The 14,047-nt window shown below is 72.1% G+C and carries 10 protein-coding genes and 1 pseudogene; 4 read left to right on the plus strand and 7 right to left on the minus strand.

Features of this window, described 5'->3' with window-relative positions; all coding sequences use genetic code 11:
* Positions 1-4: 4 nt before the first annotated feature.
* The 3 genes from C4T78_RS12645 to C4T78_RS12655 all read right to left on the minus strand — a co-directional run bounded on the left by C4T78_RS12645 (position 5) and on the right by C4T78_RS12655 (position 3,350).
* A complete protein-coding gene (locus tag C4T78_RS12645) occupies positions 5-1,468 on the minus strand; it encodes an FGGY-family carbohydrate kinase (protein ID WP_093357397.1) in 1,464 nt (487 codons plus the stop codon).
* Positions 1,465-2,523 carry a 2-hydroxyacid dehydrogenase gene (locus C4T78_RS12650; RefSeq protein ID WP_093157053.1) on the minus strand — a complete coding sequence of 353 codons (1,059 nt, stop codon included), beginning with the start codon at positions 2,521-2,523 and terminating at the stop codon, positions 1,465-1,467. Before C4T78_RS12650 ends, C4T78_RS12645 begins: the two co-directional genes overlap by 4 nt.
* A gap of 128 nt (positions 2,524-2,651) precedes the next feature.
* Positions 2,652-3,350, minus strand: coding sequence for an HAD family hydrolase (locus C4T78_RS12655; protein WP_093357398.1), 699 nt, complete (start codon positions 3,348-3,350; stop codon positions 2,652-2,654).
* A 123-nt stretch (positions 3,351-3,473) separates the two neighbouring features.
* Here C4T78_RS12655 and C4T78_RS12660 point away from each other — a divergent pair, with 123 nt between their 5' ends.
* The 3 genes from C4T78_RS12660 (at position 3,474) to C4T78_RS12670 (ending at position 6,472) form a co-directional block, all read left to right on the plus strand.
* On the plus strand, positions 3,474-4,262 hold the full coding sequence (locus C4T78_RS12660) for a DeoR/GlpR family DNA-binding transcription regulator (protein WP_093357400.1): 789 nt from the start codon (positions 3,474-3,476) through the stop codon (positions 4,260-4,262).
* A 166-nt stretch (positions 4,263-4,428) separates the two neighbouring features.
* Positions 4,429-5,769, plus strand: a complete 1,341-nt coding sequence (locus C4T78_RS12665; RefSeq protein WP_093357401.1) for an MFS transporter — start codon at positions 4,429-4,431, stop codon at positions 5,767-5,769.
* 226 nt (positions 5,770-5,995) lie between these two features.
* Positions 5,996-6,472 (plus strand): hypothetical protein, encoded by a 477-nt coding sequence (locus C4T78_RS12670; protein WP_093357403.1) that lies wholly within the window; start codon positions 5,996-5,998, stop codon positions 6,470-6,472.
* A 380-nt stretch (positions 6,473-6,852) separates the two neighbouring features.
* Here the strand turns inward: C4T78_RS12670 and C4T78_RS37410 are convergent.
* The 3 genes and pseudogenes from C4T78_RS37410 to C4T78_RS12685 all read right to left on the minus strand — a co-directional run.
* Positions 6,853-7,503: pseudogene (locus C4T78_RS37410) on the minus strand (PIG-L family deacetylase); the annotation flags it as partial.
* On the minus strand, positions 7,500-9,935 hold the full coding sequence (locus C4T78_RS12680) for a GtrA family protein (RefSeq protein WP_093357404.1): 2,436 nt from the start codon (positions 9,933-9,935) through the stop codon (positions 7,500-7,502). The gene C4T78_RS12680 and the pseudogene C4T78_RS37410, both read right to left, overlap by 4 nt.
* Positions 9,935-10,885, minus strand: a complete 951-nt coding sequence (locus C4T78_RS12685) for a glycosyltransferase family 2 protein (protein ID WP_093357405.1) — start codon at positions 10,883-10,885, stop codon at positions 9,935-9,937. Before C4T78_RS12685 ends, C4T78_RS12680 begins: the two co-directional genes overlap by 1 nt.
* A gap of 176 nt (positions 10,886-11,061) precedes the next feature.
* Here C4T78_RS12685 and C4T78_RS12690 point away from each other — a divergent pair, with 176 nt between their 5' ends.
* Entirely contained in the window at positions 11,062-13,140 is a 2,079-nt protein-coding gene (locus C4T78_RS12690) for a S9 family peptidase (RefSeq protein WP_093357406.1), read from the plus strand.
* Positions 13,141-13,189: 49 nt separating this feature from the next.
* On the opposite strand, the gene C4T78_RS12695 is transcribed toward C4T78_RS12690, so the two are convergent.
* The gene (locus C4T78_RS12695) at positions 13,190-14,023 is read right to left on the minus strand and encodes an aldo/keto reductase (RefSeq protein WP_093357408.1); all 834 of its coding nucleotides are present in this window, start codon (positions 14,021-14,023) and stop codon (positions 13,190-13,192) included.
* Between the last annotated feature and the right edge of the window lie 24 nt (positions 14,024-14,047).

The following is a 14,047-nucleotide window of genomic DNA, read 5'->3' on the forward strand; positions in this document are numbered from 1 at the left end:
GCAGTCAGGAGCTCGCGCCCCAGTGCGGGCGGGCGCGGTCGATCGAAACCAGGTACTCGCGGTAGCCGCGTTCGTAGAACTCCACCGCGTTCGGGTGCGGCTGCACGGTGCGGCGCGCCGCGGCCCACTTCTCGCGGTCCACCGGCTCGCCCAGCGAGTCCCACGCGGTCATGGCCGCGCCGCGCGCGCCCACGCCTTCCTCGTAGGGCACGTGCAGCGGCCGGCCGAGCACGTCGGCGAAGATCTGGCTCCACGCCGCCGAGCGCGCCCCGCCGCCGCAGGCCGAGACCTCGCCGGTCAGCCCGGCGGACTCCAGGTTGTGGCGGGCCGCGTAGGCCACCGCCTCGCACATCGCCCGCACCAGGTCCGCCTGCGTGGTGTCCAGCGACAGCCCGGTGAACTGGCCGCGCGCGTGCGGCGCCACGAACGGCGCCCGCTCCCCCGAGGTGGACAGGAACGACAGCGCCGCCGCGCCACCGGCGCCGGGCTTGCTGCCCGCCAGCAGCGTTTCCAGCTGGTCGACACCCGCGCCGACCATCGCCAGCACCCAGTCCAGGTTGGCGGTGCCGACCATCGCCGGCATTACCCGCAGGTAGCGCTCCGGCAGCGGGGTGGCCAGCCACATGCCCGCGACCTCGCCCTGCGGGTCGACGTCGAACTCGTCGCGCAGCACCTGGCAGCCCAGCGTCGTGCCGATGACCAGGCTGCCGTCGCCGACGTCGCTGATGCCGGAACCGAAGGCGCAGGCGGGCAGGTCGAACGGACCCGCCGACACCGGCAGCCCGGCGGGCAGCCCGAGTTCCTTGGCCGCCTTGCCGTCCAGCGCGAACAGCTTGTTCGGCGGCGCGGGCTCGGCCAGCAGCCTGCGGTACTCGGCGACCCCGCACGCCTCCAGCGCTTCCTGCGAGTAGCTGCGCGTGGTCACGTCCAGGAACGGCAGCGAGGCGTCGGAGGCGTCCACGGTGATCTCACCGGTGAAGCGCTGCACGATCGCGTCGACGCAGTAACCGGCGACCGCGGCCCGCTCCAGCCGCTCCGGCGTGTGCTCGGCGAGGTGCGCCAGCAGCGGCCCCGCCGAGCCGGGGAACATCCCGGACCCGGTCAGCCCGAACACCTCGCGCTGCACACCGGATTCGCCCCAGCCGTCCAGGATTCCGGAGGCCCGGGCGTCCAGCCACGAGATCGCCGGGCCGACCTGCTGGCCCTGGTGGTCGCGCAGCCACAGGCCGTCGCCCTGGCCGGTGATGGCCAGCGCCTCGACCGGTTCGCCGGTGCTCTCGGCCACCGCGGCGACCTCCCGCACCACGCGGATCACCGAGCTGATGACCTCGTCGAGGTCCTGCTCGACCCGGCCGCCGGGCAGCCGGTTGAGCGTGCTGCGCATGCTGTGCGTGACCAGGGCGGTTCCGTCGCGGTTGAGCAGCGACGCCTTGGTCACCGACGTTCCGACGTCGACACCGATGATCATGGCCGCAGGCCCTCGAACTGGGCCAGCACGTCGGGGTTGGCCACGAAGCGCGGGCGCTTGCCCTCCAGGAACAGCGCCACCTCACCGGCCACGATCTGCGCCGCGCGGTGCGCGGTCTGGCGCGTGGCGCCCGCCAGGTGCGGGGTGGTGATGACGTTCGGCGCGTCGAACAGCGGCCAGTCACGCGGCGGCGGTTCGATGTCGTAGACGTCCACGGCCAACGCACCGAGCCGGCCGGACTTCAGCATCTCCGGCAGCGGCGCGTAGTCCAGCAGCCCACCGCGCGCGGAGTTGATCAGCACCGCGCCTTCCGGCAGCAGCTTGAGGTTGTCGGCGTTGAGCAGGTTCTTGGTCTCGGGGGTGAGCCGCGCGTGCAGGCTGACCACCGAGCTGCGGCGCAGCAGGTCGTCGAGCTCGACCAGCTCGACGCCGTCGCGCGCGGCGTCCTCGGCCTTGACGAACGGGTCGGAGACCAGCACGTGCGAGCCGAAGGCCTTGAGCACGCGGGCCACGATCTTGCCGATCGCGCCGTAGCCGACCAAGCCGACGGTGGCGCCTTCCAGCTCGATGCCGGCGTTCTCGTAGGCGTAGTAGTCACCGCGCCAGTTGCCCGACTTCAGCTCGGCGTCGGAGCCGGGGATGCGGCGCAGCGCGGCCAGCGTCAGGCCGACGGCGAACTCCGCGGCAGCGGCGGCGTTGCGGCCCGGCGCGTAGCTGACGATCACACCGTTGTCGGTGGCGGCCTGCAGGTCGACGTTCACCGGCCCGCCGCGGCAGACGCCGACGAACTTCAGGTTCGGGGTGGCGGCCAGCACGTCGGCGGTGAACGGCGCCATCTGGGTGGCCACGATCTCCGCGTCGCCCAGCGCGTCGAGCAGCTGCTGCTCGGTGCCGCTGGCCTCGTGCACGTTGCCGACCGGGCCGAACGGCTCCACCGGCCACGGCAGCTTCAGGGTGCTGAACTGCAGGTCGTGCGCACCTGCGCTGCTGCGCAGCGCGTCGACGAACACCTCGGGGGCGACGAAGTGGTCACCTGCGGCCAGTACGCGGGTCATGAGGACTCCTTTGTCACAAAGAGCTGGCTTGCGGCGCTACCCCGATTCTGCGTGCCCAGAACCGGGGTGGTCCGCCCGGCACGTCGGCGGGGTGCCGGGCGGCGGACGCCTGATGGGGAACGGGAGGATCAGCTGCCGACGGGCTCGGGCAGCGAGCTCACCAGGCGCTGCCGCACGTCGTCGAGGTCCGAGGCGACGTAGCTGGCACCGGCCAGCGCGTCCTCGGCGGGCGGGTAGTCGGCGTTGGGGATGGCCACCACGGTCATCCCGGCGGCGGCCGCGGCGCGCAGGCCGTTGCTGGAGTCCTCGACCGCGAGGCACCGCTTCGGGTCCTGGCCGAGCTTCTCGGCGGCCGACAGGTACACGTCGGGGCTGGGCTTGCCCTTGGGCACCTCGGCGCTGGAGACCGTGGCGCTGAAGTGCTCGATCAGGCCGTGGCGCTCCAGCACGGCGTCGATCAGCCGGCGCGGTGCGGAGGAGGCGAGCGCGATCGGGGCGCGCTCGGCCGCCTCGGTGACCATCCGGGCCGATCCGGGCAGCAGCTCGATCTCGCCGCCTTCGAGCGCGGCGATCATGTCGTCGACCACGATCTTCTCGGTGGCCTCGGCGGTTTCGGTGGCCTCGGCGAACTTCGCGAGGAAGGCGGACCACTCGGGCGCGCTCATGCCCTGGACCTGCCGGGTCTGCTCAACGGTCCAGGTCTTGCCGCGCGCGGCGGCGAACTTGGCCCACATCCGCTCCCACAGGTGCTCGCTCTCGACCAGGACGCCGTCCATGTCGAACACGACCGCGCTGTGGGCGCCGTTCGGCTGCTCGGACCGGGTCATCTCAAACCTCCCGCCAATCACTGACACGACTCAAATTAACATGATCAACGTTAATTGTCACCCTTTGGATGATAGTTCAGCATCACGCCCCTGACAGTCCGCCGCGAGCGGCAAGATGGCCGCATGGCGTCCGCACCGAAGAAGCAGTCCCCCCGCCTCCTGCGCCAGCAGAAGATCATCGACCACGTGGTCGCGCAGGGCTTCGCCAGCGCCGCGGAACTGTCCGAGCTGACCGGCGTCAGCCTGATGACGGTGCACCGCGACCTCGACGACCTGGTGACCAGGGGCCTGCTGCGCAAGTACCACGGCGGCGTCTCCGCCCAGCCCTCCACGGTGTTCGAGAGCAGCTCGGACTTCCGGCTGCACACCCACACCGCCGAGAAGGACGCGCTGGCCAGGGACGCGCTGCAGTTCATCACGCCCGGCATGTCGGTGATGCTGGACGACTCCACCACCGCGCTCGCGCTGGCCAGACTGCTGCCGGACGTCGGGCCGCTGACCGTGGTCAGCAACTACCGGCAGGTCCAGGAGACGCTGCGCGACGTGCCCGACATCCGGCTGATCGGGCTGGGCGGGGAGTACTCCCGCACCCACGACTCCTACCTGGGCCTGCCCTGCCAGGAGATGATCAACGCCTTCTCGGTGGACATCGTGTTCCTGTCGACCTCGGCGATGAACGCGCGGCTCACCTACCACCAGGAGCAGGAGATCGTGCTGGTCAAGCGGGCGATGCTGGCCAGCGCCACGACCAAGGTGCTGCTGATGGACGCCAGCAAGGTGGCCCGCTCGGCCCTGCACCAGTTCGCCCCGGTCAGCGCCTTCGACCACGTCCTGCTGGCCGGCGACCTGGACCCCGCCCTGGTGGAGGAGATGCGCGAGCAGACCGACGTCCGCCTGGCCGCCCTGGAGTGACCCGCGGTACCGGCGCGGACACGCGGTGTGGCGCACCCTGCGATGCGCCGAATTTCTCCAAATTAACGTCTTGCGCGTTAATATGAACGAGGTGCATGATAGCCAGCACTCGTAGACCGGCCCGCTGTGAGCGTGCGCCGAGAACTTCCACTCCTTGGAGACAGTGATGTCCCAACAGACCACAGCGGAGCGCCCGGCCAGCAGGCTCGACCGCATCGGCATTCCCAAGCCCCTGTTCTGGGGCTTCGTCGCCGTGCTGATCTTCATGATCGGCGACGGCGTGGAGACCACGTTCCTCTCGGACTACCTGCAGCAGCCCGAGGGCGGCGGCCTGCCCGGCTCGACCGCGGCGTTCGCCACGGTCACCATCTACGGCGTCGCGGCGATGATCGCTTCGTGGTTCTCCGGGACGCTGTCGGCGATCTGGGGCCCGCGCCGGGTGATGTGGCTCGGTGGCGCCTGGTGGATCGTGTTCGAGCTGCTGTTCCTGTTCGTGGCGCTGCCCACGCACAACGCGACGCTGATCGTGGCCACCTACGGCATCCGCGGCTTCGCCTACCCGCTGTTCGCCTTCGCGTTCCTGGTGTGGGTGCAGATCGCCAGCCCGGTCAAGATGCGCGGTTCGGTCGCCGGCTGGTTCTGGTTCGCCTTCACCGGTGGTCTGCCGACGCTGGGCGCGGCGCTGGCCGCGCTCGCGATGGGCGGTTTCGGCCTGAGCCAGCACGCCACGCTGGTGCTGTCGCTGGTCGTGGTCACCATCGGTGTGCTCATCGGCAGCTTCGCCGTCCGCGAGAAGCACGGCCTGATGCCGATCGCCGACGAGTCGGTCAAGAACCCGCGCAGCCTCAAGCGGCTGGCCGAGGGCGTGGACATCCTGTGGCGCGACCGCCGCACGCTGGCCGGTGGCCTGATCCGCATCGTCAACACCGCGCCGCAGTACGGCTTCTTCGCGATGTTCCCGTTCGTGCTGGGCCCGGCCACGCCGGGCGGCGGCTTCCTCACCGCCGCGCAGGTGGCCACCCTCGCCTCCATCAGCTACGGCGCCAACATCGCCGCGAACCTGTTCTTCGGCGTCTTCGCGGACCGCTTCGGCTGGCGCCGCACCATCACCTGGTTCGGCTGCGTGGGCTGCGCCATCGCGACCCCGCTCTGGTACTTCACCGCGGTGTCCACCCAGAGCTTCGTGGTGACGGCCGCCTTCGGCGTCGTCTACGGCATCCTGCTGGCCGGCTTCGTCCCGCTGTCGGCGCTGATGCCGTCGATGGTCGCCCCCAAGGACAAGGGCGCTGCCCTGGCCATCCTGAACTTCGGCGCCGGTGGCGCCGCGTTCGTCGGCCCGGTCGTGGTCACCATCCTGTTCCCGCTGGTCGGCGGCGGTGGTGTGGCCATCGCGTTCAGCGTGCTCTACATCCTGGTCGCGTTCCTGAGCCTGAAGGTCAAGGACCCGGCCGACCCGGGTGAAGCCCGCAAGCTCAACACGGCGGCGACCGCGCGAGCGGCTGCCTGAGCGAAGTGATCGCGGAGCCCGCGTCCCCTCCCGGGGGCGCGGGCTCACGCGTGTCCGGCCGTCGTCGCCCAGCACGACCACGAACCGGCCGTCCGGGGTGAGCGCCGGATCGCCGACGGCCTGCCCGGGCACGACCGTCCGCTCGGCACCGAAGACCTCGATCCGGCCACCGGCACCACGGACGGCGAGGACCGGCGGGCTCCCCTCCGCCACGGCCGGATCGGAGGTGGCGGCGACCGCCACCCGCCGCACCTCGCTCCACCCGGCCCGCTCCCCCAGCACCACGAGGTGCCCGGTCCCCGCTTCGCGGAACGCGGCGAAGGAGCCTCCCGCCACCGCGATCGATCCGGCCGGACGGTGCGCCGACGGCGGCGAGACGAGCTCCGCCCGGCCGGACGCGCTCAGCTTCCAGTGCAGCAACCCGGCCCGCGCCGCGGCCAGCACGTGCACCTCCCCCGTTCCCGTCACGAGCACCGACACCTCGTCCCGGACGTCGGCGCCGCCGAGCTCGGTCCACCTCGGCGCATCGGCGAAGCGGAGGCTGACTCCACCGGCGGAGTTCTTCGCCGCGACCACGATCCGCCCGCCGGGAACCACGGCAGCTCCCGGTGGCCCCACGTGCGTCACCTGCTCCGCCGCGCGCGGCGCACCGAGCGCGGTCCACGGTTCACCGTTCACCCGCACGAAGATGTCGCCGGTGTAGCGGTCCTGCGCGACGATCGTGCGCGCATCCGCGAGAACCACCGAGCGCGGCACGAAACCCGGTGTGGGCACGACGGATTCCGCCGCTGCGGAACCCGCGAACAGCCGGTCGCCGCGCACGAGCACGTGCACTTCCCGGCCCGCGCTGTCCGTCGCGGCCCACTTCGCGCCGCGCGGCCAGCGCTGCCGCATGCTCCGCAGCCAGGTCCCGTACGGATCACCGAGGCTCACCACGGGATCGTGCCGGGCGTAGCGCTGGAAGATCGCCCGCTTGTCGGCCACGACCTCCGGTGGCAGGTTCGGCGGCGCATCGGCGATGTCGTAGTCGCGGTAGTGCACGAGGTGCGCCGGGATCGCCGCACGGCGCACCGCGATCTCGGCGAACCGCGCGGTCATCACGTGGTCCGGGTGGTTGTGGTGGGCTCCCCACTGCGGCTGGTTGCGCCGATCCGGCTCGGGGTCGTGAGTGCGGACGATGACGGGTGCGAAGCGCCGGTGGAGGGCGGTCAGCAGCCTGATCAACGACATCCGGTCGTGCTCGACCACCGCGACCGCGGAACCGTCCGGGCGCAGCGTGGTGACTCGCGCGGCCGGGTCCCGCCAGAGCCGGGTGAGCGCGTGCTTACCGCCGGTGGCGTGCGGATCGTTGTCGTCGGGCAGGTTCAGGAAGACCAGCCGGACTCCCGGCCGGGCGCGCAACTCGTGGATCTCGACTTCCCGGTCTCCGACTCGCACCGCTCCGCGCCGCCAGTCGTCGGCGGCACCGGCCATCGCCGCGAACGCGGCCCTGGCCCCGGCCTGCCGCTTCGCGGCGTACTGCGCGGCCGGAAGCACATCGCTCTCGCCCGCGGTCAGGAACACCGTGGTCACCTCCGCCCCGGAGCGCACCGACATCGCCAGATCCGGGTTCATGAACAGGATGTCGTCGTCCGGGTGCGCCACGACCTGCAGGTGCGACCGCTGAGTTCCCGCGGCGACGGGCGCGGCGAGCACCACGAGCAGCACCGCGACGATCAAGGCAACCGTTCTCATCCCGACCTCCGCTGTGCCGCCGGAAACGCGGAGAGAACCGCGGCCAGCACTGCTCCGACGCAGACCAGCACGACGTGCCAGGCGAATCCTGGCGGGCTCCAGGAGATCGTGAGCACGCCGCCCGAGGAAGCCGGGACGCGCACCCGCAGCAGCCCGGCCTCGGTCGCCCCGACCGGAACCGGGCGGTCGTCCACCTCCGCGCGATAACCGGGCCAGGCCAACCGGGCGAACACGAACTCACCGGAACCGTCGAAGCGCACGGTCTCCCGCGCCTGACCGTGCTGCACGTCATCGAGGACCCGCACACCGCGTGCCGCGCCCAGCCGCCCTTCCGGCCAGGCGATGGGCGTTTCGCGGCTGAGCACGACGACTTCCCGGTCACGCCGTGCGATCCGCCAGCCGTCGGGAGCCGTCGTCACCTCGCGCAGCCTGCGCTGCACCACGACGTGCTCGACGCGGAGCTGATCGGCCAGCGGCCAAAGCCTCTCGTAGGCGTGCGGGCAGGTGGCACCGAAGTAGTTCAGGCAGAGCGCGGCGTGCAGGGCGGCGTGCCCGATCCCCGTGTAGGCCACCAGGTTCGCCATCCCGGCAGCGGCCGGCATGTTGCCGAACAGCAGCTGCGACCACGCCTGGCCCGAGACGATCTGCCCGGCCGGGATCCGGTCGCGGTCGGCGATCTGCACGACGGTTCCGCTGCCCAGCGCGGCGAACCGCGTCCGCAACTCCCGCACGTCCGTCGGGAAGTGGTAGGCCGCGACGTCCCGGTTGACCGGGAACCACACCACCTGCAGGGCCAGCGCGCACGCCGTGCCCAGGTGCAGCACCGCGACGAGCACCCGGGTGCGCAGCGCCAGCAGCAGCAGAACAGCGACCACGGCCAGCGAGACCAGGTGCTTCGGCGCCTGCCCCGGCCAAGCGGCGACGGCCAGGTACCCGCCGACCAGCATCGACCCAGCGGAGCAGAACAGCCGCACCTTGAACCGGTCGGTGCGCAGACCGGCGGACAGCGCGACTGCGAGCAGGACGGCGACCGCCAGGTGCAGCACCACGACGTTGCGCAGCGGCCAGCGGAACAGCCACAGGTTCGACGGTCCCAGGCACAGCAGCAGGTAGCAGCCCGCCAGCACCACCGCGCAGGCGCAGCCGCGCCACCGCACGGCGCGCCAGTCGAGCCAGGCCAGCAGCGGAACCGCGAACCAGGCGAAGTAGGTCGCGGGCACCGACATCCGGAACGCGCCGAACGTGGTGATCTGCGGGAGGAACGAGGGCAGGCTCGCGTTGAGGAGATCACCGACGCCCGGCACCAGCTGCCCGGTGTTGAAGAACGCGTACCCGGACCGCCATCCCACCTCCGACGCCGCCAGCACCGGGCCGTAGACCAGCGGCAGCGCGACGACGACCGCGACGCCGAGCAGCACCAACCGCAGCCGGTCCCGGCCGCGCTCGACCAGCAGCCCGGCGAACACCAGGCACAACGCCAGCACGCTGTAGGGATCACCAGCCGAGACGCAGAGGAAGCACAGGACCCACGCCGCGAACGCCGGAACCCGGTCGGGCCGGCGCAGCGCCCACCAGGCCCACGGCAACCACGCGAACCCCATGAGCCCACCCGCCCAGGAACCGGCCTGGAAGTACAGCACGAACCCGGACACCGGCAGCGCCGCGCCGAGCACCGAGGCGAAGCCGCGCGTCGCCCCGTAACTGCGGCACAGCAGGAACGTGCCGACGCCGAGGACGACGAGGAACTGCGTCTTCACCACCGCGGCGGCGATCGCGAGATCACCGATCCACACCACCAGCAGGAAGTCCAGCAGGTGCACCGGGTTCCAGATCCCGAACAGCGCCTCACCGGCCAGGTTCCCGCCCATCCACGAATCCAGGTCGAGCCCCAGCGGCCAGTCACCGGCCAGCAACCGCTCGCCCAGCCGGTGCCACATCGGCAGGAACTGCGCCGCGCTGTCGTCCCAGAAGTAGAACGACGGGTTCGCCAGCACCGGGATCTGGCTCAGCACCGCGACCACCGCGCCGACACCGGCCGCGGCCGCCCAGTCTCCGGGCCCCGTCCTGCGTCGCGCGGTCAGCACCGCCCGGCTCGCGAGGAACGTCGCGGGCAGCACGGCGGCGCCTCCGATCAACGGCGCCAGCACCGGGTCGACACCGGCCACGACCGCGACGGCCACCGCCACCGCGCTCAACCCGACCAGCACCAGGTTCACCAGCGCGAACAGCAGGAGCGTGCGGCGCCGCACCGGCACACCGAAGGTGAACCGGCAGTTGAGCAGGTAGGAGCACAGCGTGGCCACCGCGGTCGCGACCACGTGCGCCAGCAAGTACGGCAACAGCGCGAGCAGCGCGAAGTAGACCGCGCAGTGCACGCTCGTGTTCGCCCCGCCGACCAGGGCGAACCGCCCGAGCTGCGTCCCGCGCCCCATCACGGCACCCGTTCGACGGGCCTCGGCCGGTGCGCCGCGACGTCCGGGCTCAGTTCCTTGACCAGGTAGTGCGGTCGGCGCTTGGCCTCGGAGTAGCTCCGCCCCACGTACTCCCCGAGCACTCCGAGGAAGCACAGCTGCAGCCCGCCCACCCCGACGAGCAGCGCCCCGCACACCGACGTCCGCGATCCGTCCACAATGGCCTTCGCCGTCGCGCGGGCGATCCGCGCACCCGCCGCGCACGCCAGCAGCGCACCCAGGTGCAGCGAGATGCGCAGCGGTTTCGCGCTGAACGAGGTCAGCCCGTCGATGCCGTGATCGACCAGCGCACCGAAGGTCCACTTCGAACGGCCGGACCGCCGCGGCGCGTCGCGGAAGGAGACGTAAGCGGTGTCGAAACCGATCCAGGCGAACAAACCCTTGGAGAACCGGTGGTGCTCCGGCAACGACAGCACCGCCTCCACCGCGCGCCGCGACAGCACCCGGAAATCGCCCGCGCCGTCGGGCATCCGGACACCGGTGAGCCGCCGGGCCGCCCGGTAGTACGCCCTGGCGGGCAACGACCGCCAGCGCCGCTCGCCGCTCCTGGTGCGGCACGCGACGACCTGGTCGTAGCCGGAGTCCAGCAGCGGCAGCATCCGGCGCAGCAGCTCCGGCGGGTGCTGCAGGTCGGCGTCCAGCAGCGCGACGCGATCGCCCAGCGCGTGCCGCAATCCGCACAGCATCGCCGGTTCCTTCCCGAAGTTGCGGCTCAGCGACACGTAGCGGAAGCGCGGGTTCGCCGCCGCCAGCCGGCGGGCCTCGCGCAGCGTCCGGTCGGTGCTGCCGTCGTCGACCAGGATCACCTCGTAATCCCGGACGCGTTCGGACAGCGCCGCGACCAGCGCGTCGTGGAACCGTTGCAGGCCGTGCTCCTCGTTGAAGCACGGCACCACCAGCGACAGGTACATGGCAGGTCTCATCCGTCTCGGCGGCCACGAAGCCGCTGCGGTCCTTGAAGATTCGGCTCGAAGGTAGGTTCGACGCCGGACCGCACCCCCGCCCGACACACCGGCGGATAATCCGTCCGCGTGGCAGATCGGAACCTGCTCGCACCGCGGCGCACCGCGAATGGCAGGCTGGATCCATGTCGTCCGCGTCATTCCCCCGCCGCAGCGCGCGAACTCAGGGATTCACCCTGGGCGCACCCCGGAACTTCACCGCCACCGGCAACGGTGCGGCGGTGCTCTTCCTGCGTTCGGCCTCCGGCACCGATCCCCGCAACTCCCTGTGGGCGCTGGACACCGCGACCGGTCAGGAGCGCGTGCTGGCCGATCCGGCGGCGCTGCAGGACAGCGACGAAGTGAGCCCGGAGGAGCAGGCGCGCCGCGAGCGCGCGCGGGAACGCGCGGGCGGCATCACCGGTTACGCCGCGGACCGCGCGGGGGACTCGGTCGTCTTCATGCTGTCCGGGCGGCTGTTCCACACCGCGGTCGCCACCGGGGAGACCCGCGAGCTCCCGGTCCGCCGGCCCGTCGCCGACCCGCGGCTGGACCCGGACGGCCGCCGGGTGTCCTACGTGTCCGGTGGCGCGCTGCGCGTCATCGAGGTGGACGGTTCCGGCGACCGGGCGCTGGCCGAACCCGACGGCCCGAACATCACCTGGGGTGCGGCGGAGTTCATCGCCGCCGAGGAGATGGGCCGCTTCCGGGGCCACTGGTGGGCGCCGGACGGCTCGCGGCTGCTGGCCGCCCGGGTGGACGAATCCCCGGTGCAGAACTGGTACCTCGGCGACCCGAACGACCCGGCGCGCGAACCGTCCCCGATGCGCTACCCGGCGGCCGGGACGGCGAACGCCGAGGTGGGCCTCGCGCTGGTCGGCCTCGACGGCGAGCGCGTCGCGGTCGACTGGGACCGGCAGGCGTTCCCGTACCTGGTCACCGCGCACTGGTCCCGGCACGGCCGACCGCTGATCGCGGTGCAGGCCCGCGACCAGCGCACCCAGCTGGTCCTCGCGGTCGACCCGGACACCGGGCGCACCACCGAGGTGCACCGCGACACCGACCCGCACTGGGTGGAGATCAAGCCGGGCTGGCCCGCCTGGACGCCGGACGGCCGCCTGGTGCGCATCAGCGCCGAGGACGGCGCGTACCGGCTCGTCGTCGGCGACCGGCCGTGGACGTCGGCACCGCTGCAGGTCCGCGGCATCCTCGACATCGGCGAGGACGACGTGCTGGTCTCGGCCTCCGAGCAGGACCCGACGCAGGTGCACCTCTACCGCGTCACCGAATCCGGCGTCGAGCCCGTGACCACCGCTCCCGGCGTGCACAGCGGAACGCGTTCCGGCGAGGTGCTGGTGACCGCCAGCTCCACCCTGGACGAGCCGGGCACCCGCGTGCGGGTGCGGCTGGGCGGGCGGGAGATCGCCGAGATCGCCAGCCGCGCCGAGGATCCCGGCGTGGATCTCAACGTCGAACTGCTGCGCCTCGGCGAGCGCGAACTGTGCAGCGCGCTGCTGCTGCCGAACGGCTACCAGCCGTCGGACGGCCCGCTGCCGGTGCTGCTGGACCCCTACGGCGGTCCGCACTCGCAGCGGGTGCTGTCCCGCCGGCAGGGCTTCCTGACCTCGCAGTGGTTCGCCGACCAGGGCTTCGCGGTGCTGGTCACCGACGGTCGCGGCATGGCGGGCCGCGGCCCGGACTGGGACCGCGCCATCGCCGGGGATCTGGCCGAACCGCCGCTGCAGGACCAGGTCGACGCACTGCACGCGGCGGCCGCGCAGCACCCGGAGCTGGACCTCGACCGCGTCGCGATCCGCGGCTGGTCGTTCGGCGGCTACCTGGCGGCGCTGGCGGTGCTGCGGCGACCGGACGTCTTCCACGCCGCGGTGGTCGGTGCCGGAGTGGTGGACTGGCGCCTGTACGACACCCACTACACCGAGCGCTACCTCGGCGACCCGAACGAGGCGCCGGAGGTCTACGAGGCGAACTCGCTGCTGGCCGACGCCCCGAAGCTGGACCGCCCGATGCTGATCGTGCACGGAACGGTGGACGACAACGTCGTGCTGGCCCACGCCCTGCGACTGTCGGCGGCGCTGACCGCGGCGGCCCGCCCGCACACCGTCCTCCCGCTGCCGGGTGTCAGCCACATGCCCACCGACGAGACGACCAGCGAGAACCTCCTGCTCCTCCAGGTCGACTTCCTGCGCAAGTCCCTGGCTCGCTGAGCGGATCGGTCGTGAGCGCGCAGCCGATGCGCGCTCACGACCGGTGGGATCAGAGGACTTCCAGCGGGACCGGACGCTTCGGTGCGGGGAAGGCCGCGTCCAGCTCGGCCAGGTCCGCGGCGGTCAGCTCGATGTCCAGCGCCGCCCGGTTCTGGTCGACGTGCTCCGGAGTGACGGCCTTCGGGATCGCGCACACGCCGTCCTGCGCCAGCACCCAGGCGATCGCGATCTGCGCCGGCGTCGCCTCGTGGCGTTCGGCGACTCGGCGCAGCGCCGGCTCGCCGAGCAGTCGGCCCTGCTCGATCGGCGAGTAGGCCATCACCGGCAGGTGCCGCTCCCGGCACCACGGGAGCAGGTCGACCTCGACGCCCCGCCGGGTCAGGTTGTAGAGCACCTGGTCGGTCGCCGACCGGCTGCCGAGCTCACCGGCGAACAGCTCGTCCATGTCGGCCGGGTCGAAGTTGCTCACCCCGAAGCACCTGATCTTGCCGTCGGCCCGCAGCTGCTCGAAGGCCTCCATCGTTTCGGCCAGCGGTGTGCTGCCGCGCCAGTGCAGCAGGTAGAGGTCCAGGTGGTCGGTGCCGAGGCGGCGCAGGCTGCGCTCGCACGCCTCGACCGCACCGCGGCGGGACGCGTTGTGCGGGTAGACCTTGCTGACCAGGAAGACCTCGTCCCGGCGCCCGCTGATCGCGGCGCCGACGACTTCCTCGGCACCACCGCTGCCGTACATCTCCGCGGTGTCGATCAGCCCGAGGCCCAGGTCCAGCCCGCGGCGCAGCGCGGCCACCTCGGCCGCTCGCTGCCCGCGCCGCTCGCCCATGCCCCAGGTGCCCTGCCCCAGCACCGGCAGTTCTCCACCACCGGGCAGTCGGATAGCACGCATGCACGCTCCCAAAGTTCAGTCGCT

Origin of the sequence: Saccharopolyspora kobensis (assembly GCF_900108315.1) — a bacterium.
In the GTDB taxonomy this organism is placed as follows: Bacteria; Actinomycetota; Actinomycetes; order Mycobacteriales; family Pseudonocardiaceae; genus Saccharopolyspora; species Saccharopolyspora kobensis.